General features: G+C 68.4%; 26 protein-coding genes and 2 pseudogenes. 18 read left to right on the top strand and 10 right to left on the bottom strand.

From position 1 onward, the window contains the following. The first annotated feature begins 25 nt into the window (after positions 1-25). Genes dusB through WPS_RS14560 form a run of 3 tightly spaced genes read left to right on the top strand, consistent with a single transcriptional unit; the run spans position 26 to position 2,771 of the window. Positions 26-1,030: a tRNA dihydrouridine synthase DusB gene (gene dusB / locus WPS_RS14570; RefSeq protein WP_317995194.1), complete on the top strand. Its 1,005-nt coding sequence runs from the start codon at positions 26-28 to the stop codon at positions 1,028-1,030. Further along, positions 1,027-2,286, top strand: coding sequence for an aspartate aminotransferase family protein (locus WPS_RS14565; protein ID WP_317995193.1), 1,260 nt, complete (start codon positions 1,027-1,029; stop codon positions 2,284-2,286). Before dusB ends, WPS_RS14565 begins: the two co-directional genes overlap by 4 nt. Then, complete coding sequence (locus WPS_RS14560) at positions 2,286-2,771, top strand: type II toxin-antitoxin system RatA family toxin (protein WP_317995192.1); 486 nt, start codon at positions 2,286-2,288, stop codon at positions 2,769-2,771. Before WPS_RS14565 ends, WPS_RS14560 begins: the two co-directional genes overlap by 1 nt. Here WPS_RS14560 and WPS_RS14555 read toward each other — a convergent pair. Together WPS_RS14555 and WPS_RS14550 are read right to left on the bottom strand one after the other, a co-directional pair. Continuing rightward, positions 2,723-3,688 (bottom strand): hypothetical protein, encoded by a 966-nt coding sequence (locus WPS_RS14555; protein ID WP_317995191.1) that lies wholly within the window; start codon positions 3,686-3,688, stop codon positions 2,723-2,725. The genes WPS_RS14560 and WPS_RS14555 overlap by 49 nt on opposite strands. 127 nt (positions 3,689-3,815) lie before the next feature. Beyond that, positions 3,816-4,475 (bottom strand): YncE family protein, encoded by a 660-nt coding sequence (locus tag WPS_RS14550; protein WP_317995190.1) that lies wholly within the window; start codon positions 4,473-4,475, stop codon positions 3,816-3,818. A gap of 67 nt (positions 4,476-4,542) precedes the next feature. On the opposite strand from WPS_RS14550, the gene WPS_RS14545 reads away from it, so the two are divergent. From WPS_RS14545 to truA, 9 genes are all read left to right on the top strand, one after another. Beyond that, positions 4,543-5,652, top strand: a complete 1,110-nt coding sequence (locus WPS_RS14545; protein WP_317995189.1) for a hypothetical protein — start codon at positions 4,543-4,545, stop codon at positions 5,650-5,652. Continuing rightward, complete coding sequence (locus WPS_RS14540) at positions 5,649-6,581, top strand: Rossmann-fold NAD(P)-binding domain-containing protein (protein ID WP_317995188.1); 933 nt, start codon at positions 5,649-5,651, stop codon at positions 6,579-6,581. Before WPS_RS14545 ends, WPS_RS14540 begins: the two co-directional genes overlap by 4 nt. A 14-nt stretch (positions 6,582-6,595) precedes the next feature. Next, positions 6,596-8,029, top strand: coding sequence for an amino acid permease (locus tag WPS_RS14535; RefSeq protein WP_317995187.1), 1,434 nt, complete (start codon positions 6,596-6,598; stop codon positions 8,027-8,029). After that, entirely contained in the window at positions 8,026-8,505 is a 480-nt protein-coding gene (locus WPS_RS14530; RefSeq protein ID WP_317995186.1) for an OsmC family protein, read from the top strand. The genes WPS_RS14535 and WPS_RS14530 overlap by 4 nt, the downstream gene beginning before the upstream one ends. Beyond that, positions 8,433-9,899, top strand: a complete 1,467-nt coding sequence (locus WPS_RS14525) for an APC family permease (protein ID WP_317995185.1) — start codon at positions 8,433-8,435, stop codon at positions 9,897-9,899. Before WPS_RS14530 ends, WPS_RS14525 begins: the two co-directional genes overlap by 73 nt. Next, complete coding sequence (gene greA, locus WPS_RS14520) at positions 9,868-10,371, top strand: transcription elongation factor GreA (protein WP_405054897.1); 504 nt, start codon at positions 9,868-9,870, stop codon at positions 10,369-10,371. Before WPS_RS14525 ends, greA begins: the two co-directional genes overlap by 32 nt. An 8-nt stretch (positions 10,372-10,379) precedes the next feature. Beyond that, the gene (gene lysS, locus WPS_RS14515; protein WP_317995183.1) at positions 10,380-11,885 is read left to right on the top strand and encodes a lysine--tRNA ligase; all 1,506 of its coding nucleotides are present in this window, start codon (positions 10,380-10,382) and stop codon (positions 11,883-11,885) included. A gap of 40 nt (positions 11,886-11,925) precedes the next feature. Next, positions 11,926-12,417, top strand: coding sequence for a DUF5069 domain-containing protein (locus tag WPS_RS14510; protein ID WP_317995182.1), 492 nt, complete (start codon positions 11,926-11,928; stop codon positions 12,415-12,417). Positions 12,418-12,489: 72 nt separating this feature from the next. Then, entirely contained in the window at positions 12,490-13,263 is a 774-nt protein-coding gene (gene truA, locus WPS_RS14505) for a tRNA pseudouridine(38-40) synthase TruA (protein WP_317995181.1), read from the top strand. Positions 13,264-13,266: 3 nt separating this feature from the next. Here the strand turns inward: truA and WPS_RS14500 are convergent, their stop codons facing one another. The 4 genes from WPS_RS14500 to WPS_RS14485 all read right to left on the bottom strand — a co-directional run bounded on the left by WPS_RS14500 (position 13,267) and on the right by WPS_RS14485 (position 15,050). Beyond that, positions 13,267-13,590, bottom strand: a complete 324-nt coding sequence (locus tag WPS_RS14500) for a hypothetical protein (protein ID WP_317995180.1) — start codon at positions 13,588-13,590, stop codon at positions 13,267-13,269. Positions 13,591-13,611: 21 nt separating this feature from the next. Continuing rightward, positions 13,612-14,148, bottom strand: a complete 537-nt coding sequence (locus WPS_RS14495; protein WP_317995179.1) for a methyl-accepting chemotaxis protein — start codon at positions 14,146-14,148, stop codon at positions 13,612-13,614. Between the two features lie 195 nt (positions 14,149-14,343). Further along, positions 14,344-14,652, bottom strand: a complete 309-nt coding sequence (locus WPS_RS14490) for a hypothetical protein (protein ID WP_317995178.1) — start codon at positions 14,650-14,652, stop codon at positions 14,344-14,346. 26 nt (positions 14,653-14,678) lie between these two features. Beyond that, complete coding sequence (locus WPS_RS14485; protein ID WP_317995177.1) at positions 14,679-15,050, bottom strand: PAS domain-containing protein; 372 nt, start codon at positions 15,048-15,050, stop codon at positions 14,679-14,681. Between the two features lie 53 nt (positions 15,051-15,103). Here WPS_RS14485 and WPS_RS14480 point away from each other — a divergent pair, with 53 nt between their 5' ends. From WPS_RS14480 to rpsI, 3 genes are all read left to right on the top strand, one after another. Beyond that, positions 15,104-15,763: a Crp/Fnr family transcriptional regulator gene (locus tag WPS_RS14480; RefSeq protein ID WP_317995176.1), complete on the top strand. Its 660-nt coding sequence runs from the start codon at positions 15,104-15,106 to the stop codon at positions 15,761-15,763. 78 nt (positions 15,764-15,841) lie between these two features. Continuing rightward, positions 15,842-16,267: a 50S ribosomal protein L13 gene (rplM, locus tag WPS_RS14475; protein ID WP_317995175.1), complete on the top strand. Its 426-nt coding sequence runs from the start codon at positions 15,842-15,844 to the stop codon at positions 16,265-16,267. Continuing rightward, positions 16,267-16,662 carry a 30S ribosomal protein S9 gene (rpsI, locus tag WPS_RS14470; RefSeq protein WP_317995174.1) on the top strand — a complete coding sequence of 132 codons (396 nt, stop codon included), beginning with the start codon at positions 16,267-16,269 and terminating at the stop codon, positions 16,660-16,662. Before rplM ends, rpsI begins: the two co-directional genes overlap by 1 nt. Positions 16,663-17,094: 432 nt before the next feature. Here rpsI and WPS_RS14465 read toward each other — a convergent pair. From WPS_RS14465 to WPS_RS14450, 4 genes and pseudogenes are all read right to left on the bottom strand, one after another. Then, positions 17,095-17,487: pseudogene (locus WPS_RS14465) on the bottom strand (transposase); the annotation flags it as partial. Between the two features lie 48 nt (positions 17,488-17,535). Beyond that, positions 17,536-18,735, bottom strand: coding sequence for an IS256 family transposase (locus WPS_RS14460; protein WP_317995173.1), 1,200 nt, complete (start codon positions 18,733-18,735; stop codon positions 17,536-17,538). A gap of 114 nt (positions 18,736-18,849) precedes the next feature. Next, positions 18,850-19,554, bottom strand: a pseudogene (locus tag WPS_RS14455) (IS5 family transposase); the annotation flags it as partial. Positions 19,555-19,683: 129 nt separating this feature from the next. Next, entirely contained in the window at positions 19,684-21,396 is a 1,713-nt protein-coding gene (locus tag WPS_RS14450) for an adenylate/guanylate cyclase domain-containing protein (protein ID WP_317995172.1), read from the bottom strand. A gap of 135 nt (positions 21,397-21,531) precedes the next feature. Here WPS_RS14450 and WPS_RS14445 point away from each other — a divergent pair, with 135 nt between their 5' ends. From WPS_RS14445 to WPS_RS14435, 3 genes are read left to right on the top strand one after another with little or no spacing between them, the layout of a single operon-like run. Beyond that, positions 21,532-21,723, top strand: coding sequence for a hypothetical protein (locus WPS_RS14445; RefSeq protein ID WP_317995171.1), 192 nt, complete (start codon positions 21,532-21,534; stop codon positions 21,721-21,723). 7 nt (positions 21,724-21,730) lie between these two features. Further along, on the top strand, positions 21,731-22,108 hold the full coding sequence (locus WPS_RS14440) for a flagellar basal body rod C-terminal domain-containing protein (protein ID WP_317995170.1): 378 nt from the start codon (positions 21,731-21,733) through the stop codon (positions 22,106-22,108). Then, positions 22,108-22,386 carry a hypothetical protein gene (locus tag WPS_RS14435; protein WP_317995169.1) on the top strand — a complete coding sequence of 93 codons (279 nt, stop codon included), beginning with the start codon at positions 22,108-22,110 and terminating at the stop codon, positions 22,384-22,386. The genes WPS_RS14440 and WPS_RS14435 overlap by 1 nt, the downstream gene beginning before the upstream one ends.

The raw sequence follows: 22,386 nt of genomic DNA, 5'->3' as shown, positions 1-22,386 counted from the left end.
GGCGGGTGTGGTATACTCCCGGGTCGTGACCCCGCCGCTCCGGATCGGACCGATCGAGATCTCACCCCCCATCGTGCTCGCGCCGATGTCGGGGGTGACCAACCGCACCCTGCGCGCGCTCTACAAGCCGTTCGGCTTCGGGCTCACCGTCACCGAGTTCGTCTCCTCGAACGCGCTGCAGTACGGCGGGAAGCGCACGATGGAGATGATCGATCAGCACGGCGTCGAGAAGCCGGTGTCGACGCAGCTGTGGGGCAACGATCCGCAGATCATGGCGACCGCCGCGAATCTCGTGCGCGAGTGCGGCGCCGACATCGTCGACATCAACTTCGGCTGCCCAGCACCGAAGGTCACCAAGACCGAAGGCGGGAGCGCGTGCCTGCGCGACGTCGATCGCTGCGAGGCGATCATGAAGGCCGTCGTCGACGCGGTCGACTGCCCGGTGACGATGAAGATGCGCCTCGGCTGGACCGAAGCCGACCTCGTCTTCGTCGAGGTCGCGAAGCGCGCGCAGGCCGTCGGCGTGCAGGCGCTCACCCTGCATGCGCGCACTGCGAAGCAGTTCTACAAAGGGAGCGCCGACTGGTCGAAGATCGCCGAACTCAAGCGCGCCGTCGACATCCCGGTGATCGGGAACGGTGACCTCGCCGACCCGTACGACGCGATGCAGCGGATGCGCGAGAGCGGCGTCGACGGCGTGATGCTCGGGCGCGCGACGCTCGGGAATCCGTGGCTCGTCTCGCGCCTGCGCGCGCTGATGGCCGACGAGGAGCCGGCGCCGGTCCCCGGCGCGCCGGAGCGTCTGCGCTTCGCCGTGCACCATTACCTCACGATGGTCGAGGAGTGGGGCGAGCCGCGCGCGGTGCCGCAGATGCGCAAGCATCTCGGCTACTACCTCAAAGGGTTCGCCGGCGCGAGCGCGCTGCGCGAGCGGCTGATGCGCACGGAGACCGCGGCCGAGACGCTCGCGATCCTCAAGCAGACGATCGCGCAGCTCGAGGCGCGCGAACCCGAGCTCGCCGTCGCGTGAACGTCGAGGTCGATCTCGCGCAGGAAGCCTACGACAATTACCGCGCGTACGTGAACCCGCCGCTCGCGCGGGTCATGAAGCTCTCCGGTTCGCCGGTCGAAGTGTACGCCGAAGGCTCGGTGATCGTCGATTCCGCCGGAAAGCGGTATCTCGATTTCGCCGGCGGCTACGGCGTCTTCACGCTGGGTCATCGGCACCCGCGGGTCGTCGCCGCAGTGCGCGATCAGCTCGACCGCATGGCGCTCTCGGGGCGCACGATGTTCAACCCGCTGATGGGGCGGCTCGCGAAACGGCTTGCCGAGCTCACGCCGGGCGATCTCGCGATCTCGTTCTTCGCGAACAGCGGCGCCGAGGCCGTCGAAGGCGCGCTCAAGCTCGCGCGCGCGGCGACCCGCCGCCCGGCGTTCGTCTCGACCGACGCGTCGTATCACGGGAAGACGTTCGGCGCGCTCTCGGTGAGCGGCCGCGACGCGTTTCGCGACCCGTTCGCGCCGCTGCTCGCCGACGTGCGGCGCGTCCCGTTCGGCGATGCGCGCGCGCTGCGCGACGCCGTCGATGCGGACGTCGCGGCGGTGATCGTCGAGCCCGTGCAGGGGGAGGGCGGCGTGAACGTCCCGCCGCCCGGGTATCTGCGCGACGTGCGTGCGATCTGCGATGCGAGCGGGGCGGTTTTAATCGCCGACGAGGTGCAAACCGGCCTGGGCCGCTGCGGCAGCCTCTTCGCGTGCGAGCGCGACGGCGTCGTCCCCGACGTGATGACGCTCGCCAAAGGGCTCTCCGGCGGCGTGATCCCGATCGGCGCCTACATCGCGCGGCCGGCGGTGTGGAACGCCGCCTACGGCAAGGCGCCGCTGCTGCACACGTCGACCTTCGGCGGCAACGAGCTCGCGTGCGCCGCGGCGCTTGCCGCGCTCGACGTCCTCGTCGATGAGGATCTCGTTGCGAACGTGCGCGAACGCGGCGCGCAGCTTCTCGCCGGCGCGCGCGCGACGTCGGAACGCGTCCCGCAGGTGATCGCCGCCGTGCGCGGCGCGGGACTGCTGGTCGGCGTCGAACTGCAGCACGAAGGCTACGGCGGCGCGATCATCCCCGAACTGCTCAAACGCGGCGTCACCGCGGCCTGGACGCTCAACCAGCAGCGAGTGATCCGTCTCGAGCCCCCGCTCAACGTGAGCGAAGACGACGTCGCCGCCGCGCTCCGCGCGTTCGACGGCGCGGTCGATGCCGCGTACGCGCAGCTCGGGGTGCTGCGCTGATGCCGTTCGTCGAGTGCACGATCGAGATCGAGGCGCCGGCCGCGAGCGTCTACGAGCTCGCCAAGGAGCAGGAGCGGTTCCCCGAGTTCATGCCCGACGTCGAGAGCGTCACCGTCGTCTCGCGCCATCCCGATCGGATCGTAACGCGCTGGAAGACGCTCGTCGAAGACGCGCCGATCGAGTGGACGGAAGAAGACCGCTTCGACGACGCCGCGCTGCGCATCGACTACGCGCTGATCGAAGGCGATCTCGATACGTTCGAGGGCGCCTGGACGTTCGAACAGGACGGCGCGACGACGCGCGTGGTGCTCGGCGTGACGTACGACTTCGGGGTGCCGACGCTCGCCGAATTGATCGGTCCGACCCTGCAGAAGAAAGTGCGCGAGAACTCCGAGATGATGCTCGCGGCGCTCAAGCGCGAAGCCGAAGCCCGCCCTCAGTACCGCGGCGGGATCACCGACGGACCGGCCGTAGGTGCCCGGTAGGCGCTGAAGCTCGCCGCCGACAACGTCGCGCGCACGGGGATCGCGGCGTGGAGGAGCTCCACGCTGCGCAGCACGTCGTCGGCGTAGGCGGCTTCCTCGAGCCGCGACTCCGGGATCTCGATCGCGGCGACGCGGAACCCCGCCTTCGCGATCGCGTCGAGCATCGACATCGCCTTGACGGCACGCTCGCTCAACGCGCGCAGACGCATGAGCGCATCCTCGAGCCGCACCATCTCGGTGCGGTAATCGCTGTAGCGCTGCGTTTCGGCGAGACCCTGCTCGCGCAATGCCGGCCAGCGTTCTTCGCGAAACGCCGCAACCGCCTCGTTGAGCCGTTCGGTATAGCGCTTCTTGCGCGCCGCGAGGATCCGGCGTTCTTCCTCGTCGGCCGAACGCGCGCCGCGCGCGCGCGCTTTGGCGAGAGAGGCGGCCTCTTTGTCGGTGTAGTCGGTCTCGGTCATCACCCGCTCGCCGATCGCGCTCACGTGCTCGCGCCAGATCTCTTCGAGCGGTGACGGTTCCTGGAGCGCCCCGAGCTGCGCGCCGCGGCTCGCGAGCCGCTCGCGCTGTTCCTCGAACATCGTGCGCAGGCGCGGCACCGCGGAGCGCAGCGTGTCGACCCACGCGTCGTCGCTCGCGCCGCCGTGCTCGTCGAAGCGCAGGTCGATCCCGGCGCCGAGCGGCTGCACCTCGGCGAAACGCCAGCGGTCGCGGGCGGCGGGCGCGACCCGAACGCGGCTGCCGATCGGCGGCGGTGCCTGCTGCGGCGCGATGCGGATCGCGAGGAACGTCTCGCCGGCGTCGATGCCGGCGAAGAGCCCGCCGTCATCGAGCGGGCGCGCGATGGCGAGACGCCGGCGAACCCCGAATCGGGCAGCCAGATCGGCTCGTGGACGTCGTCGTAGCGGCGGTTCCACAAGACGGCCCAGAGCGCGTCGTGCAGCGACGCCGCGACGGCGCGATCGCCCGCGAGCGATTCGATGACCGCGCGGACGCTCGAACGACGATACCGTGGCGCCGTCACGCCGAGCGGACCCGCCGCTCCTAGTCGGGCTTGGCGAATGCGACGATCGCGTTGTTGTCGCGATCGTTGGTCCAGAACTTGAAGCCGTCCCACCCGAGCCCGCGCGCGATGAACGGAATCGACGCGAGCTCATGTACCTCGGGCTGTTCTTTGCGTGCGTCGAGGCACAGCAGGCGGTAGTCGTCGGACTCGCGGCTTTCGGTGGTGACCAGATAGAAACGGCCGGAGACGACGACCATCCCGGTGATCTGACGCGGAACGGGGATCGTGCGCAGCACGGTCCCCGTTTCGTCCAATTCCAAGATGGTTTGGTTGTCGCGTTGGCTCAGGTAGAGCCGGTCGCCGTCATAGGCGAGGAACGATCCGGTGAAGTCGGGGCACGCGATCTTCTCCGACTTGAAATCCTTGCCCATGATATAGCGGCGCACGTAGCGTTCGTCGTGCTCGCCTTCGCCGACGACGACGCGGAGCGCGTCACCCGTCACCGTGATCCCGAATGGCCTGCCCGGCGCCTTTGCCTCCTCGAACACCGAGCCTTGCGAAGCGCGCAGGCCGTAGATTCGATTCGTTTCCAGCGAGCCGATCCAGAGATCCGTGCCGTCACACGCGAGTCCCATCGGGGACGGACAGGGGGCAGGGATGCGGACGAGCTCGTCGATGGCGTTGAGCGTCTGATTCATGCCCGCGTTCCATTCCCGTTCCGGGGCGCGGGCTCCCGGCGCCGGACGGCGAAAATGCTCCGCGCGGATGACGAAATTCTGCTTTGTGATCCACCCGCTCTCGTTTGAAGATGTGGTGCGCTACGAGCCCGGTGCGAAGGGCAAGGGGCGCCCGATCGTCGCCAAGATCCTGGAGTGGATGCCGCCGTACGCGGCCGCGCATCTGACGGGGATTCGCACGCCCGACGGCCGGGAGACCGAGGGCTGGTTCGTCGCCGCGCCGCTGCTGCCGCAGCAGATGCTGGAACTGCCGCGCGAGCAGGTCTACGAACGCATCGTCGGCGCGATCCGCGTCGGCGCGGAACTCGGCGCGCAGGTCGCCGGGCTCGGTGCGTTTACCGGCGTCGTCGGCGACGGCGGCGTGACGGTCGCGCAGCGCGCGCCGATCCCCGTGACGACGGGCAACTCGCTCACCATTGCCGCGGGCGTGCGCAGTCTGTTTCGCGGCGCCGACGAAATGGGGATCGACGCCGCGTCGTCGACGGCGGTCGTCGTCGGAGCGACCGGTTCGATCGGCGCCGCGTGCGTGGAGCTGATCGCGCCGCGCGTCGCGCACATGATCCTCGTCGCGCGCAACGAGACGCGGCTGCGCAAGTTTCACGAGAGCGTGCGCGAGCGGCTGCCGTGCGCGTCGTCGCACACCACCGCGATCGGTGAGGCGGTGCAGCGCGCCGACTTGGTGCTCACCGCGACGTCGTCGACGCAGGACGTGATCGAACCCGGCGATCTGCGCACCGGCGCGGTCGTGTGCGAGCTCTCGCTCCCGCACGACGTCTCGCGCCGCGTCGCGACCGAACGCCCCGACGTCCTCGTCGTCGAAGGCGGGAACATGCGCGTCCCCGGCGACTGGCGGGCTGAACGCGTCCGCGAACCCGGGACCGATTTCGATCTGAACCTGCCGGCCGGGACGGCGCTGGCGTGCATGTCGGAGACGATGGTGCTGGCGCTCGAAAACCGCTGCGAATCCTACACGCTGGGGCGCGGGATCGACCTCGACCGGGTGCGCGAGATCGACGCGCTCGCCGAGCGCGACGGGTTCGCGCTCGCCGACATGCGCGCGTTCGACACCGCGATCACCCGCGAGCACCTCGCGCGCACGCGGGCGGCCGCCGAGCAGCGGCGCGCGGTGTCGGCGTGAAGCGCGTCGTCTCGGTCTCGCTCGGATCGTCGTCGCGCGACCATCGCGCCGAGGTGGACCTGCTCGGCGAGCGCTTCGAGATCGCGCGGATCGGCGTCGACGGTTCGATCGACCGCGCGATCGCGAAGATCAAAGAACTCGACGGTACCGTCGATGCGATCGGTCTGGGCGGGATCGACGTCTACCTCTACGCCGGCAGCGACCGCTACGCGCTGCGCGACGGGCTGCGGCTCCTGGCCGCGGCGACCGCGACGCCGGTCGTCGACGGGAGCGGCCTTAAGAACACGCTCGAACGCGAGGCGATCGCGTTTCTGCAGGACGAGCTGAAGATCGATCTGCGCGGGAAGCGGGTGCTGATGGTGAGCGCGCTCGACCGCTTCGGGATGGCGCAGGCGCTCGTGCAGGCCGGCGCCGACGTGATCTTCGGCGATTTCATCTTCGCGCTCGACCTCGATCGTCCGGTGCGCGGGCTCGACGAGTTCGAATCGATGGCGCGCAAGTATCTCCCCGACGCGTGCAAGCTGCCGTTTCAGTTCTTCTATCCGACCGGAAAGAAACAAGACCGCGCGCCGCAGGCCAAGTATCCGGAATACTACGACGACGCCGAGATCATCGCCGGCGACTATCACTTCATGCGGCAGTTCATGCCGGAACGGCTCGACGGGAAGACCGTCATCACCAACACGCTGACCGAACGCGACATCGAGTTTCTGCGCGCGCGCGGGATCGCGCGGCTGGTGACGACGACGCCGGATTTCGGCGGCCGGTCGTTCGGGACCAACGTCGTGGAAGCGGCGCTCGTCGCGCTGCTCGGAAAAGCGTGGGCCGACGTCACCGAAGACGACTATCGCGATCTGCTCGCGCGGCTCGCGCTGCGCCCGCGCGTCATCGCCCTTCGACAAGCGCAGGGTGACGGGGTGACTGTCTGAGCCTGCTCGCTCGATTGTTTGCGACGCAGCCGCACGATCGCGAGCGGCTGCCGGTCGAGGGCGCATCGCTGCGCCGCGTCCTCGGCGTCGGCGGGCTGATCGCAGTCGGTCTCGGCACGATGCTCGGCGGGATCTTCACGACGGTGGGCTCGGGTGCGAACGCCGCCGGCCCCGGCGTGGTCGCGTCGTTCGGCCTTTCGGGGCTGACGTGCTTGTTCGTCGCTCTCTGCTACGCGGAGCTCGCGTCGATGGTCCCGATCGCCGGCAGCGCGTACACCTACGGGTACGCTGCGCTCGGCGAGATCGTCGCGTGGGTGATCGGCTGGGATCTGCTGCTCGAATACGGGATCAGCGTCGCGCCGCTTTCCGCCACGCTCTCCGGCGCGCTGCAACAGCTGCTGGCGAACGTCGGCCTCGCGCTCCCGGCGTGGGCGCAGCAAGGCAACGTGATCGTGAACGCGCACGGGATCGACCTCGCGCACTCGCAGGTCGACGTGATCGCCGCGCTCGCCGTGGTGCTGCTCTCGGCGGTGCTCGCGATCGGGATCCGCGAGTCGGCGGCGACGAATCTCGTGCTCGTCGTCGTGCAGATCGTCGCGATCGCCGCCTTCGTTCTTGCGCTCGGCGGCACGGTGCATGCCGGCGCGTTCCATCCGTTCGCGCCGCGCGGCGGGCACGGGATCGTCGCCGGCGCCGCGCTTGTGTTCTTCGCCTACATCGGCTTCGACACGGTCACGGTCGCGAGCGAAGAGGCGCACGACCCCACGCGGGACGTGCCGCGCGCGATCGTCGGATCGCTGATCGTCGGCGCGGTCCTCTTTACCGCCGCCGCCGCGGTGACGGTCGGCGTGATCGCGTGGGACAAGGTCTCGGCGAACTCCGGGATGCTCGACGCGGTGAAGGCGGCGGGGAACAATCCCTGGCTCTTCGGGGCGGTGCTGATCGGCACGGTCACCGGCGCCGCGGCGTCGATGCTGACCTCGCTGCTCGGCCAGATCCGCATCCTCTACGTCATGTCGCGCGACCGCATGATCCCGCCCGTGTTCGGGCGCGTGAACCATCGCACGCGCACGCCCGTCGTCGTCACGCTGATCACCGGCGCGGTCATCTCGCTCTTCGCGGCGGGCCTGCCGCTGGGGCTTCTGCTCGAGTTCGTCAACATCGGGACGCTCTCGGCGTTCGTGATCGTGTGCGCCGGCGTGATGGCGCTGCGCTTCACCAAACCCGACGCCGCACGGCCCTTCCGCGTCCCGTTCGGTCCGGTCGCCGTCCCCGCGATCGGGATCGCGCTGTGCCTATGGCTGACGATTGAGGGACTGCAGCCGCTGACGTGGCTGCGCTTCCTGGTCTGGTTCGTGGTGGGAATCGGCATCTACGCCGCGTACGGCTTCCGCCATTCGCTGCTGCGCGAAGAGGCGGTCGCCGCGCGGCGAACGAGCGCATCATGAACGTTCGCCCGCACCGCTACGCCGCGCGGCTCCGCTGGACCGGCGCCGCGTCGGGCCCGGCGCTCGAATACGCGACCTACAGCCGCGCGTACGTTGTCGAGTGCGACGGAAAGGTGCCGCTGCACGGGTCCGCCGACACGCACTTCCGCGGCGACGCGCGTCTGCACAACCCCGAAGATCTGCTCGTCGCGTCGCTCTCCGCGTGCCACCTGCTCTCGTATCTCGCCTTGTGCGCGCGCGCCGGGATCGCCGTGACGTCGTACGAGGACGATGCGCGCGGCGAGATGTCGCTCGTCGACGGCCGCATCCGGTTTCGCGAGGTGGTGCTGCACCCGCGCGTGACGATCGCCGACGCGTCGCGGATCGACGAGGTGACCGCGCTGCACGCGCGGGCGCATCGCGAGTGCTTCATCGCGAACTCGGTCAACTTCCCCGTCCGCAACGAGCCGGCGGTCACCGCGGGGGCCGCCGTCTGAACGAGGCGCCGGCGCAGCCGCACCTGCGGCGCGTTCTCGCGCTGCGCGATCTCGCCGTCGTCGCGGCCGCCGCGATCGGGCCGGCGTTTTCGCTGGCGACGACGATGGCGCCGATGATCGCCGCCGCCGGCCGCTGGACGCCGCTCGCCGTCGTGCTAATCGCCGTGCTGATGGCGATGATCGCGAGCGGCTACAAGCGCCTGGGCGAGCGGCAGCGCGACGCCGGCTCGTCGTATGCCTGGATCCGCAGCGCGTTCGGTCCGGAAGCGGGCGCGTACGGCGCGTGGATCCTGATCGTCGCGAACGTCTTCGCGACGCTCGCGACGGCGCTGCCGGCCGGCACCTACACGCTCGATCTGGTCGCGCCGGCGCTCGCCGCGAACCCGCTCGCCGTCGCGCTCGTCGGCTGCGGCTGGGTGATCGCGACGTCGCTGCTGCTGTGGTACGGTCTCAAGCCGACCACGACGCTGACGCTGCTCCTGCTCGCCGCCGAACTCGGCGTGCTCGGCGTCGCGGCCGCCGTTGCCGCGGCGCACCCGCGTCCCGGCGCGGTCGCGTTCGCCGGCGGGGGCGTCCCCTGGAGCGGCCTGGTCGCGGCGACCGTCGTCGGCATCTGGATGATCGACGGCTGGGAGGTGTCGGCGTCGACGGCCGAAGAGGCGCAGGGCGACGCCGGTGCTCCCGGGGCGGGCGGCCTCCTCGGGCTCGCGCTCACCAGCGCGATCCTCATCGCCGGAATCGTCGCCTTCGAGCGGATCGGCTCCGCGGCGGGCTTCGCCGGCCACGACCGCGACGCGCTCGCCTACGTCGGGGGCCTCCTCGGCGGCGGCTGGGAACAGGTACTCACCCTCACCGTCCTGCTCTCGTTCGCCGCCTCGCTGCAGACGACGCTCGTCTACTTGACGCGCAGCCTCTACTCAATGGGGCGCGACGGCGTCCTTCCCGCGCCGCTCGGACGGCTCGACCGCCGCGAGGAGCCCACCGCGGCAATCGTCGTCATCGCGATCCTCTCGCTGGCGTTCTGCCTCGCCGCCGGCGTCTCGCCGACCGCGAAAAACGCGTTCGATCTCGTCCTGGCCGGGACGTCGTGGTTTCTCGGCGTGCTGTTCGTGCTCACCGCCGCGGCGGCAGTCCGCGTTTTTGCCGATACAGAGAGCAAGCGGTGGTCGGGAGCGATCCTCCCGGGTACATCCGCCGTGATCCTCATTGGGATTCTTGCCGCCGCGCTGTGGGGTGACGATCCGCCAACGAGGGGTTTCATCGCCGCCTCCGCAATCATCGGGCTTCCCCTGGCGCTCTGGAGGGGCCGCGCGGCTCGCCGCGCGTCGCGAGCCGGGGGCGGACAACAATCGGGAGTCGCTTTTGAACGACAAAGAAATCGTTTTGACCCGTGATGGACTCAAGAAGCTCGAGGACGAGCTGGACGAACTGAAAACCGTTCATCGACGCGAGGTCAACGAGCGCATCCGTCAAGCCAAAGAGTTCGGCGACATCTCCGAAAACGCCGAATACGAAGATGCGAAACAGGAACAGGCCTTCGTCGAAGGCCGCATCCTCAAGCTCGAAGGGATGATCCGCAACGCCCGCGTCATCGACGCGAGCGACTACGTCGCGGACGAAGTCCACTTGGGCGCGACGATCAAGGTGATGGAAGTCGGCTCGAAGACCTCGCACGAGTTCACGATCGTCGGCTCGGCCGAGGCCGATCCGAAGAACGCGCGGCTCTCGAACGAGTCGCCGCTGGGACGCGCGCTCATGGGCCGCAAGAAAGGCGAGACGGTCGACGTCACCACGCCGCGCGGCCAGATGAAGTACAAGATCGAAGCGATCAACAAAGACCCCAAGAAAACCAAGAAAGCCTCGTAGCCGGCCGCGTGAGCGAAAGTCTGGTCGCAGCACGGCGAGCCCGGCTCGCCGCGTTGCGCGAGCGCGGCGTCGACCCGTTCCGCGCGACGCGGTTCGACGTCACGGCGCACGCCGCCGACCTGGCGACGCGCTACGCGGATCTGGGCGAGCAGGGCCGTTCCGAGGAGACGGACTGGTCGATTGCTGGACGGATCATGGCGGCGCGCGGGCAGGGCAAGGTCATCTTCTTCGATCTGCACGACCGCACCGGACGCTTTCAGCTCTTCGTGCGCGCGAACGACGTCGGCGACGACGCGTTCGCGATCGCGAAGGAGGTCGAGCGCGGCGACATTGTCGGCGCGACGGGGTTCGTCTTCCGCACGAAGACCGGCGAGCTCTCGCTGCACGTGCGCACCTTCGAGGTCCTCGGCAAATCGCTGCAGCCGCTCCCCGACAAGTGGCACGGCCTCACCGACGTCGAGAAGCGCTACCGCCGGCGCTACGTCGATTTGATCGTCAACCCGCCGGTGCGCGACGTGATGATCCAGCGCTCGCGGATCGTCAGCGAGATGCGCCGCTTCATCGACGCGCAGGGGTTTTTCGAAGTCGAGACGCCGACGTTGCTCACGATCGCCGGCGGCGCGACGGCGCGCCCGTTCCTCACCCATTCCAACGCGCTGGACATCCCGCTCAAACTGCGCATCGCGACGGAGCTCTATCTCAAGCGGCTGATCGTCGGTGGGATGGAGCGCGTGTACGAGATCGGGCGGACGTTCCGCAACGAGGGGATCGACCGCACGCACAATCCCGAGTTCACGATGCTCGAACTCTACGCGGCGTTCTGGGACGTCCACGACATGATGCGCTTCAACGAGGCGCTGATGGCGCATCTGGCGCGCGCGGTGCACGGCTCGGAACAGTTCGTCTTCGGTGAGGATGCGATCTCGTTCGCGACGCCGTTCCGGCGGCTGAACTATCTCGCCGCGTTCGAGGAGTATGCCGGGATCACGCGCGAGCAGCTGCTCGACCCAGGCGCGTGTTTCGCGCTGCTGCGTGAGTACGGGATCCCGGAGTCGCCGACCCACGCGCACGCGCTCGACAAACTCTTCGAACGCATCGTCGAGCCGCATCTGATCGAACCGACGTTCGTGTACGGTTATCCGGTCGTGCTCTCGCCGCTGGCGAAGCGGATGAAGGACGATCCCGAGATCACCGAGCGCTACGAACTCTTCGCCGCGCACATGGAGCTCTCGAACGCGTTCACCGAATTGAACGACCCCGACGATCAGCGCCGCCGCTTCGAACTGCAGCTCGCCGAACGCGCTGCGGGCGACGAAGAAGTCCCCGAACCCGACTGGGATTTCGTCCGCGCGCTCGAGTACGGGATGCCGCCGACCGCCGGGATCGGAATCGGCGTCGACCGCCTCGTCATGATGCTGACGAACAACGGGTCGATCCGCGACGTCCTGCTCTTCCCGCTGCAGCGACCGCTCCGCGCCGACGAACCCGACGACGACGGCGAGGACGAACCGTAGAGCCCGAGTACGAGCGACGAGGGCACGCTCCGCGTGACCGGTGCGCAACCTCTGCGGCGCGGCGGCAGTCAAAGCACTCGCAATGCTGCAAAAAGATTTGACCACGTCGTATCCCCGTTCGGTCCGCGAGAAGCTGCACGGTGTCGTGCAGGTCGGCCGAGCGATCGACAAGGGCATCGCCACGGCCAACGGGACCAACGGCGAGTATCACTACAACTGCCCGATGGACAAGGCCGTGTTCGGCCTGCTCGGCGTCGATCACGAAGCGCTGATGGACGTCATCAAGAAGGCGAACAGCGTCGGCGAGATCGAGGCCTACGTGAAGCCGTTCGTCGACAAGACGTCGCCGGCCGAGATCGAGCAGTTCAACGCGCACTTCCTCGAAGCGGGACCGGAGCCGGGCTCCGAGTCGCACGCGTACTTCCTCGAGCTACGAAACCAGGTCGCGCCCGACCGCACCGACGTCACCGCGTGGCCCGATCTCCTCGACCTCGACGAGAAGCGTCCCGTCCCGCAGCGCGTCGCCTCCTGACGGCACGCCGCCCCGCAGACCGACGCGAGGCCGCCGCAAGGCGGCCTCGCTGTTTTTCGTGAATCCCGGCGGGTGCCGACGTATCGTCTCGTCGTCGAATACGACGGGTCCGCGTTTCACGGGCTGCAGTACCAGCCCGCGCTGCGCACCGTCGCCGGCGCGCTCGAAGACGCGCTCGCGCGGCTCTTCCATCAGGTCGTGAAGATCAGCGCCGCCGGCCGCACCGATGCCGGCGTCCACGCGACCGGGCAGGTGATCTCGTTCCGTGCCGAGCGCGCGTTTCCGATCGAACGCCTGCGCCTTGCGCTCAACGCCTGCACGCCCGCGGATCTGGTGGTCCGCGATGCCGCGCTCGTCGCCGACGGGTTCTCCGCGCGTTTCGACGCGCTCGAGCGCGTCTACGACTACCTGATCGTCAACCGTCCCTATCCGTCGGCGATCTGGCGCGCGCGCGCGTGGATCGTTCCGCGTGCGCTCGACGATGCGCGCCTCGTGCAGGCCGCCGCGCCGCTTGTCGGCGAGCACGACTTCGTGACGTTCTGCGGCGAGCTTCCCGAACGCGGCGGCACCGTGCGCGAGGTGTTTGCAATCGACGCCGCGCGATCCGGCGATCTGGTGCGCATCACGGTGCGCGGCAACGCGTTCCTGCACCGGATGGTGCGCATCATCGTCGGGACGCTGGTCGACGTCGCGACCGGCTATCGCGATCTCGAGCTGACGGCGCGCGCGCTTGCGGCGCGTGACCGCACCGCCGCGGGGACGACGGCGCCCGCGCACGGACTCTATCTCGCGGGCGTCCGCTACGACGCGTTCGACACGTACCGGCCGGTCGCGCTGCGTCCCTGAGCCTCAGCGGCTCGCGAGAGCCGCTTCCTCGCGGGCGACGAGCTGACCCGAAGCGACGCGCCGCAGGCGGTCGCGGAGCGAGATCACGAGGTCGTCGAAGCCGGCGTTTGCGTCGGCGGTCGCGCGGCCCGCGGCCGCGAGCGATTTCGCCTGCGCCATCAGCTTCTCGCTCGCGCCGCGCTGGCGCGCCAGCGTCTCCTCGACGCCGTTCGCGTGGCGCTGGATCTTCGCGATGATCTGAATGATCTGCCGGTTAGACGTGTTCTGCTCTTCGAGCGAACGCGCTGCTTCGCGCATCAGCAGGTTCATCTGTTCGACCGAGTTCACGATCGCCGACGACCCGGCCGCCTATTCGCGCGCCGCCATCGAGATCTGCTCGATCAGCCGGTTCGCTTTGCTCACCGACGACGGGATGTCGGCGATCGTGCGACCGGCGAGAGCGGCCATCTCCAGGCCGCTCTCCGCCTTCGTCCCCGAGGCCGTCGTCGAGCGCACGACCTCGGCGGTCTTCGCTTGAATGTCTTTGACGAGCTGGCCGATCTCGCGCGTCGACTGGGCCGAACTTTCGGCGAGTTTGCGCACTTCGTCGGCGACCACGGCGAAGCCGCGGCCGTGCTCGTCGGCGCGCGCGGCTTCTATCGCGGCGTTGAGCGCCAGCAGGTTCGTCTGGTCGGCGATCGCGTCGATCACTTCGACGATCGCGCCGATCCGTTCGGACGCGGTGCCGAGTTCTTCCATCGTTGAGACGACGGTGTTGATGTCGTCGGCGATCTCACGCGTCGAGCGCACGAGCCGCTCGACCGCGACCCCGCCGTCGCGCGCCTTGCGGTCGGCTTCGAGCGAGAGGGTCGACGCTTCGCGCGCACAGCCGGCTACCTGATTCACGGAGACCGCGAGTTGACCGATCGACGAGCTCACTGTCCCGACGCCTTCGGCGATTCCGGTGATGTTGTCGGAGACGGTGCTGATCGACGAAACCGCCTGCTCGACCGCCGCGCCGGCTTCGCCGACGCCCTGCGTGAGTTCCGTGACCGCGCCGTTCGCGGTGGTGAGCGCGCCGAACGTCGCGGTCAGCGCGTCCTATGCGGCGATCCCCGCGGCGTCGCGCGCGACCAGCGCGCTGGCGAGCCTCGCCTGCCGTTCGACGACCTCGTCGGCGGCCGGCGCGAGCGCGGCGATCGCGTCGGCGCGCCGGCGCGCGGCGACGATCCCGCCGACCAGGTCTTCGATGCGATCGCTCCCGGCGACGTCGAGCGCGCCGCGCAGGATCGCGCGCTGGGCGGCGATCGCGCGCGACGCGCGCCGACCGGCGAGCATCGCCGCGACCGCGGCGACGGCGGCCGCAACGGTCGCCGCGATCAAGAACAGATCCAACGAAGAGAGTGCCACCGGAGGCTCCTTGGGTGCGAGTGGTCCTACTGTTCGTCGTATCGGTTGACGAGAATCTTGATCTGACCGCTCTTGGCGCTGCGCAGGAACGTGATGTTCACGAACTGCCGTCCGAACGGGAAGCGGAATTCGAAATCGAACGACTCGGCGCCGTCGCCGGGCTCCGCCGCGAAGCGCTCGAAGCGGCCCTGGAACTCCTTCACCGCGGTGCAAGGCGCGACGTCGCGGAAGAAGTTGCGGCCGATCACGCGCTCCTTCGAGAGCCGGGCAAGCCGCGATTCGTACGCGTTGTACTGCTCGATCGTCCCGGTGGCATCGACCCCGATCAGGCCGAACGGCAACGCATCGACCTCGGTCTCCCCGAGGTCGAAGATCGCCTCCGAACCGCTGACGTCCACGAGCGGTTCATTCGCGGAGGGGGCGGAACGACCCGGCAACGCAATCCAGCCCCGTGCCCGCACTGGATTCCGCCGTCCTGGAGCGCCTGGCCGCCGACGGCAGCGTGGTCTCGGTCGGCCGCGGAACGATCGTCCCGCTCGACGCCCCGGCCGTTGCCGTCGTGTACGACGGCTGGTTCCGGGTCTTCCGCAATGCGGCGTTCGTCCGCGACGTGACGCTCGTCTTAGCCGGCCCGGGCCAGCTCCTCGCGCCCGGGACGGTGTTCGGCGACCGCTCCGCCGAGAGCGGGGCCGAGGCCGTCACCGACGGCGCGATCCTGCGCGTCTCGAGCGAGGTGTGGGATCGCCACGCCGCCGCCGCCCCCGCGATGTACGCGACGATCGCCCGGTCGCTGGCCCGGCGGACCCTGCGCGTCCAGCGCAAGCTCGAGGCGTTCAGCCGCGCTCCGGTCGAGTCGCGGGTGGCCGGGGCGCTGCTCGAACTCGCCGAGGACGCCGGCATCGCGCAGGCGGACGGCGCGGTGCGGCTCGACCTGCCGCTCTCGCAGGAGGATCTGGCCGGCCTGGCCGGCACGACCCGCGAGTCGTGCTCGAGTGCGGTGGCCGCGTTCGCGCGCGAGGGTCTCGTGCGCGGCAGCCGCTTGCGGGGGCTCGTCCTGCTCCGTCCGGAGCGTCTGGCGGAGCTCGCGGCGGTTGACTTCCGGGGTTCCTGAACCGTATACTCCATGGGTTGCCGCGCCCTCAGCCAGACGGCCGGGCCGCGCACTTCTTTTCACGATCCGACGAGACCCATGCGCACATATCAGCAAAAGACCGCCGAGACCCAGCACGACTGGTACATCGTCGACGCGACCGGGCAGCGGCTCGGAACGCTCGCGGTGCGCATCGCGCGTGCCCTCTCCGGGCGTTCGAAGCCGACCTGGACCCCGCACATCGACGACGGCGACCACGTCATCGTCATCAACGCCGACAAGGTCGAGCTCGCGCCGCGCAAGTGGACGCAGAAGGTCTATCACCGGCACTCGGGCTTCCCGGGCGGTCTGCGCACCGAGACCGCGGCGCAGGTGCGGGCGAAGTATCCGGAACGGCTGATCGAGCGCGCCGTGCGCGGGATGCTCGCGACGAACCGGATGCGTGACGTGCACCTTGGACGCTTGAACGTGTATGCCGGTGCGGAGCATCCGCACGCGGCGCAGCAGCCGGAGCAGCTTGCGTGATGCAGACGACCGATAATTTCCACGGGACGGGGCGCCGCAAGCGCGGCATCGCTCGGGTTCGGCTTTCGCTGGGGCAGGGTGTGATCACCGTGAACAAGCGGCCGGTCGATGAGTATTTTCCGCGGCCTTCGCTGCAGCAGATCGTGCGTCAGCCGTTGGAGGTGACGCAGTCGCTTTCGCGGTTCAATGTGGATGTGAAGTGCGAGGGGGGCGGGGTTTCCGGGCAGGCCGGTGCGGTTCGGCATGGGATTGCGCGGGCGTTGCTGGAGATGGATGAGTCGTTGCGGGAGCCGTTGCGGCGGAATGGGCTGCTGACGCGTGATCCGCGGGAGAAAGAATCGAAGAAGTACGGGCGTAAGAAGGCTCGTAAACGCTTCCAGTTTTCGAAGCGGTAGTATTGGTGGCGGTGTCGCGGGAACGCGGCATCGCAACGTCGGGGACGCGGCCCTCGCACTTCGTGTGCGAGGGCCGCTCCGTTTTCGCTCGTTCTCGCGCATCCTGCGCTTCACTCGCGAAAAAGGCCCCGACGTTGCGATGCCGCGCTCCCGCGACACGGGCACGATGGGTGGGCTCCGTCGTCGGGGGTTGGGTTGGGGAGTTGCCGGCGCGCGTGGCACTCGCGACGGGAGGGGTTGGGCGCTTTGCGCCCTTCCGTTGTTCGCGATGCGTCGCTTTGCTCGCATCGCTTTAATAGGGTGCTGAAAAAATCGGCGCGTGGTTCGCAAACTGCCCGTTCAGCACGGTTTTCGGGAGGTCGGCGGACCTCTCGAAGCCCGTTGCCGAGCGGTTCATCTCGAAAACGCCCCTCGGGTCAGCATCACTTCGCATCATGTCGCGGCCCTCAGATTGCGTATCCTGATCAAGTTGTACGCCGCGGCCGTCCAGCGCACAATGTCGCCGACCAGATCAAGCCCGCGGAAATGCACCTTGCGCAATCGGCCGATCGTCTTGCCCCACCCGAAGCTCTCCTCGATCAACTTGCGCCTGCGTTGACTCACCGTGTAGCCCGGATGGCGGACGGTTCGGCGGTCGATCGCGCTGCGGCGACGGGTCGTATTTTGAGCAACGTGCGGCGTCACGTTGAGCGCTCGCAACGCCTCGACAAAGTCTTTGGTATCGTACGCCTTGTCGGCGCCGAGCGTGATTCGGTTGCTTCCGCTGACCCCGCGAATCAATTCCAGCGCTGCTTCGCGTTCGGCGATCCCGGTCGCCGCGAGGATCGTGTCCCCAGCCGTGGTGTACGAGCGGTGGCTCGGCGAGGGTAGCGCTCAGCCGTTAATCACGGCGGAGAGCTTGGCGGGCTGATTATCGCTGACGGCACTGAGTCCTTCGAGTTGCATGTAGCGCCGCTGCAGTTGCCATTCGTCGTTCTGTTCCAGTAGGAGCGCACCGACGAGGCGTACGATGGCAGCATCGTTCGGGAAGATACCGACGACATCGGTGCGCCGCTTGATCTCCGCGTTGACCCGTTCGAGCGGATTGGTTGAGACGATCTGCTTGCGGTGCGCCTTGGGAAAGTCCATGTACGCGAGCACGTCGTTCTCGGCGTCGTCCATCATCGCCGCGAGCTTCGGGAACTTCTGCCGAAGCTGCTCGGAGACGATACGCCATTGCTCGTGCGCAGCTTCCGCTGTCTCTTGCGCGAATACCGTGTTGATCAACGCGAGGACCATCTGCCGTTGCCCTTTACCCGCATGTGCGAGCGCGTTTCGCATAAAATGCACGCGGCAGCGCTGCCACGTTGCTTTGAATACTTTCGCGATGGCCGCTTTCAGGCCGACATGCGAGTCGGAAATGACGAGCTTGACACCGCGCAATCCGCGGCGGCTCAAGCTGCGAAGAAAGTCGATCCAGAACGGCTCTGCTTCGCTCGGACCAACCGCGAGGCCCAACAATTCCCGTGTCCCATCGGTGTTTACGCCGACGGCCAGTATCACGGCGACCGAGACGATGCGTCCGCCGGAGCGCGTCTTCACGTACGTCGCGTCGATCCAAAGATAGGGCCAGTCGCCTTCGATCGGCCGGGTAAGAAATGCGTTCACGCGTTCGTCGATCTCTTCGCACAGCCGTGAGACCTGACTCTTGGAGATGCCTGTCATCCCCATCGCCTTGACGAGCTCGTCGACCGAGCGCGTGGAGATGCCCTGGATGTAGGCCTCTTGGATGACGGCGGTGAGCGCCTTCTCCGCCGTGCGGCGCGGCTCGAGGAACGCGGGGAAGTAGCTACCTTTGCGCAACTTGGGGATGCGCAGTCCGATCGTGCCGGAACGCGTCTCCCATTGGCGCTCGCGGAAGCCGTTGCGGGCGTTCTGTCGGCCGGGGCCGCGCTCGCCGTAGGGCAAGCCGCAGAGTTCCTCAACATCGATCTCCATGATCCGCTGCGCGGCGTACTGGAGCATCTCGCGAACGAAGTCGACGTCGCCGCCCTTTTCGACGAGCTCGGAAAGTGCGATACTGGGTTTGGCCATCGTGGATCCCTTTCGGTCGGTTATTTGTTGCAAAAACAACCTTCGCCGAAAGCCACGATGGCCGCTCTCTATGCTACAAGGGCGACCCTCTCATACACCACGGGCCGGGACACGATCCGCGCGAGTGGTCTTCACGCCGACGATCAAGCCGTTGCGATTCTCCATCAGAGCATGTCCGAGATAGCCGAGAATCGCCGGCGCGCCGCTGCTCTTGCGGTACAACCGCGCGTCCGGATCGGTACTCGAGACGTGCGTCTCGTTGCTGCGCGGCCGGCCACGAAAGTTCACGCCCTCGTTGCGACCGCCGCTCGAGGTCGGCGGTTCGTCGTCCGACTTGGGCCGAAAGCTCTTGTGGCTGGCCCACGCCTCGATTAGCGTCCCATCGACGGTGAAATGCTCGTTCGAGAGCAGTTCGTCGGCACGCGCCCGCTCGACCACGGCGGCGAAGAACCGCTCGGAGATTTCGCCATTCAAGAACCGATCGCGGTTCTTGCTGAACGTCGAGGGGTCCCAGATCTTGTCGTCCATGCTCAAGCCCACGAACCAACGAAAGAGCAAATTGTAACGCAACTGCTCCAGCAGCATCGGCTCGCTGCGGATCGAGTAGAACATTTGCAACAGCAAGGCTCGCAGCAGCTTCTCCGGCGCGATCGATGGCCGGCCCCGTCGCGAGTAGAGCTTGGAAAACTCCGGCGAGAGTTCGCGCAGAATTTCGTTGACCATCACGCGCATCGGGCGCAACGGATGATCGCCGGGCACGGTGTCTTCCGGCTGCAACGTCGTCCAAACGGATGCACGCTGCTCATCATGAGTCCGCATCGGCCGCAACCTCACCAAGGTATGAGGAGACTTGCTCTTATAATACGCGAAAAACGCCGTCACGCCAACATCAACTCGGCCGATTTTTCATCAGCCTGTTAAAGGTAGCGTCGCTTTTGCGACGCGGTTTTAGGTGATGTCGTGGATGGTGACGGGGGCGGTTTTGCCTCGGATTTTTGCGATGAGGGTTTCGTTGTGGGGCTTCGTTTTTAGGCGTTGGTAGGTGGCGTCGTCGATGTAGGTGTGGCCGGCGGGAGCGGCGGATTGGAGGCGGCTGGCGAGGTTGGCGGCGTCGCCGATGACGGTGTAGTCCATGCGTTTGTGGCTGCCGATGTGGCCGGCGACCACGTCGCCGGTGGCGATGCCGATGGAGAGGCGGAGGGGGTGGCCGTCGGCGGTCATGGTGGAGGCGGCGGTGTGGAGCGCGGCGGCGACGGCGATGGCTCTTGTTGCGTCGTCTTCTCGGACGCGTGGGGGGCCGAATACGGCCATGAGGCCGTCGCCGTAGAATTTGTCGAGGAGGCCGTCGTGTTCGAAGACGGTGTGGACGGCGCTGCTGAAGAACGTGTTGAGGATCTCGACGACGCGGTCGGCGTCGAGGCGTTCGGCGAGTTCGGTGAAGCCTTCGATGTCGGCGAAGAGGACGGTTGCGGTGGCGCGTTCGCCGCCGAGTGCGACGCCGCCGGGGGCGCGCATCAGCTGCTCGACGACGTGCGGGGCGAGGTAACGGGAGAACGCGTCGCGGATCGCTTGGCGCTGTTCGACGTCGGCCGCGTGGAGGCGTTCGAGTTGGCGGCGTTCGGTGAGGTCGCTGACGGCGATCGCCCAGCCGCGTTTCGTCCCCTCGTCGGGCGCGTCGATCGGGACGATGCGGACTTCGAGCGCGAGGATGCCGCGCGTTGCGTGCGCGGCCGTCATCTCGATCGGACGGCTCTCGCCGGTGTGCTCGCGCAGCATCGCGGTAATCCCGGGGATCAGCGCGTCGAGCGCGCGGGCGGGGCTGCCGAGCATCGCGTCGCGCTCGATGCCGAACGTCTCGGCGGCGGCGTCGTTGAAGCTGCCGATGCGGCCGTCGCCGTCGAGCGTGATGACGCCGTTGGTGATCGATTCGAGGACGCGCGCCTGCAGGCGCTCGAGGCGCGTGATCTGCGCGACCTGCACGCGCAGGGCGTCGAAGAGCCGCGCGTTTTCGATCGCGAGCGCCGCCTGGTTTGCGAACGTCCCGAGCAGATCGGGATCCGAGGGTGAGAAGAGGCCGGGGGTGATGCGCGAGTCGAGGTAGACGACGCCGATCGTGCGCGCGCGGATCTGCAGCGGGACGCAGATGATCGAGCGCAGACGCATCGCGCGCACCGACAGGTTGACGTTGAAGCGCGGATCCTGCTGCGCGTCGGTGGTCACGACCGGGACCCCGGTGTCGAACACGCGCCGCACCGTGGTCTGCGAGGGGCGCATCGCGTCGCCCTCGACCGTGGCGCGGTCGATCCCGTGCGTGGTCGTCAGCTCGAGGACGTTCTGCTCGTTGGCGATCATCAGGAAACCGCGCTCGGCCTCCATCACCTCAACCGCGGTGTCGAGGACGCGGCGCAGCACGACGTCGAGCTCGAGCGAGGAATTGACCGTTTCGGCAACGCGGCCGAGCGTGCGGAGTTTTGTGTACTCCCGTTCGGCGTTGGTCGCGGTCGCGTTCAGGCGGCTCTCGAGCGACGCCCGCTCGAGCGCCGCGCGCTCGAAGGCGCGCTCGGCCGCCGCGACGGCGGCGAGGAGTTCGGCGTCGCCCACTTCTTCGGCTTGGTGGCGGAGGATCGCGAACGCTTCGGTCCCCGCCTCATATGCTTTCACCGGCTGCTGAAAAGGGTGAAGGCAGCGGTGGTGGAGGGGGTCCGCTGCCTTCGCACCCTTCGACGGAACAGCACGTCCGGAGGTTCCTCATACTGCGGCAACGTTCCGCTCATCTTCGTCCGGCACGATCCGCACATGGACCTCGACCCGACGACCGACACCGCGCGCGCGGCGCTCGCCGCGCGCGATCGCCTCGAACGTCTCGCGCCGACCGCTGCGCGCGACGAGCGTGCCGGCGCGCGCATCGCCCAGGCAGGCCTCTTCGAAGAGGCGCTGCTGCACGCGCTGCGCGCGCACTTCGCCGAATTGCGCACGGTCGCGAAGTGAGGCCGCGATGAGCGAGTTCGATCTGCTCGCGGTCGCCGCCGACGGGATGCACGTGCAGCGCGCGCTGCTCGACGTGGCGGCGCGCAACGTCGCGGCCGCCCAAGCGTCGACGCCGGAGCATCCGTACGCGCGGCTCGTCGCGCGCTTCGCAGCCGCGCCGGCCGGCGACGGCGACGGCGAAGGCGTCGATCCGGAATTCGCCGCCGCGCTGGACGCGGCGCCGCAGACGGAGCTTGCGGGGACGGCGCGCGGGGGCGAGGCGGCCGACGCGCTCACGGAGATGATCGCCGTTCTCGACGCGCAGCGCGCCTACGAAGCGAACGCCTCGGTGTTCGACGTCGGGAAACGGATCGCGGAGCGCACCCTCGACGTGGGGCGCTCCTGATGCGCGTCGATGTGCTCCTCCCCGACGCCGCGCCCGTCGCGGCGCCGCTCGCCTCGCCCGCGCAGCGCTCGGGCTCCCCGTTCGCGGCGCTGGTCGACGCGGCCGGCGCGATCCTCGACGGTGCCGATCGCGCCGAGCAGGCGTTCGCGGCGCACCGCGGCGGCTTGCAGGAGATGATCGTCGAGCGCGCCCGCGCCGACATCGCCCTGCAGATCGCCGCGACCGCAGCGCAGCGCGCGACCCAGGCGGTCTCCTCGCTGCTCGGGATGCAGATCTGA

The sequence above is a fragment of the Vulcanimicrobium alpinum genome (assembly GCF_027923555.1).
GTDB classification, from domain to species: Bacteria; Vulcanimicrobiota; Vulcanimicrobiia; order Vulcanimicrobiales; family Vulcanimicrobiaceae; genus Vulcanimicrobium; species Vulcanimicrobium alpinum.
The sequence above is the reverse complement of the archived record's forward strand: the minus strand, read 5'-3'. Positions and strand labels throughout refer to the sequence as shown.

Excerpts from the sequence above, each read along its gene's own strand:
- WPS_RS14560 (WP_317995192.1), top strand. The coding sequence starts at position 2,286 with ATGCCGTTCGTCGAGTGCACGATCGAGATCGAGGCGCCGGCCGCGAGC.
- WPS_RS14550 (WP_317995190.1), bottom strand. The coding sequence starts at position 4,475 with ATGAATCAGACGCTCAACGCCATCGACGAGCTCGTCCGCATCCCTGCC.
- WPS_RS14545 (WP_317995189.1), top strand. The coding sequence starts at position 4,543 with ATGACGAAATTCTGCTTTGTGATCCACCCGCTCTCGTTTGAAGATGTG.
- WPS_RS14530 (WP_317995186.1), top strand. The coding sequence starts at position 8,026 with ATGAACGTTCGCCCGCACCGCTACGCCGCGCGGCTCCGCTGGACCGGC.
- rplM (WP_317995175.1), top strand. The coding sequence starts at position 15,842 with ATGCGCACATATCAGCAAAAGACCGCCGAGACCCAGCACGACTGGTAC.
- rpsI (WP_317995174.1), top strand. The coding sequence starts at position 16,267 with ATGCAGACGACCGATAATTTCCACGGGACGGGGCGCCGCAAGCGCGGC.
- WPS_RS14460 (WP_317995173.1), bottom strand. The coding sequence starts at position 18,735 with ATGGCCAAACCCAGTATCGCACTTTCCGAGCTCGTCGAAAAGGGCGGC.
- WPS_RS14445 (WP_317995171.1), top strand. The coding sequence starts at position 21,532 with ATGGACCTCGACCCGACGACCGACACCGCGCGCGCGGCGCTCGCCGCG.
- WPS_RS14440 (WP_317995170.1), top strand. The coding sequence starts at position 21,731 with ATGAGCGAGTTCGATCTGCTCGCGGTCGCCGCCGACGGGATGCACGTG.
- WPS_RS14435 (WP_317995169.1), top strand. The coding sequence starts at position 22,108 with ATGCGCGTCGATGTGCTCCTCCCCGACGCCGCGCCCGTCGCGGCGCCG.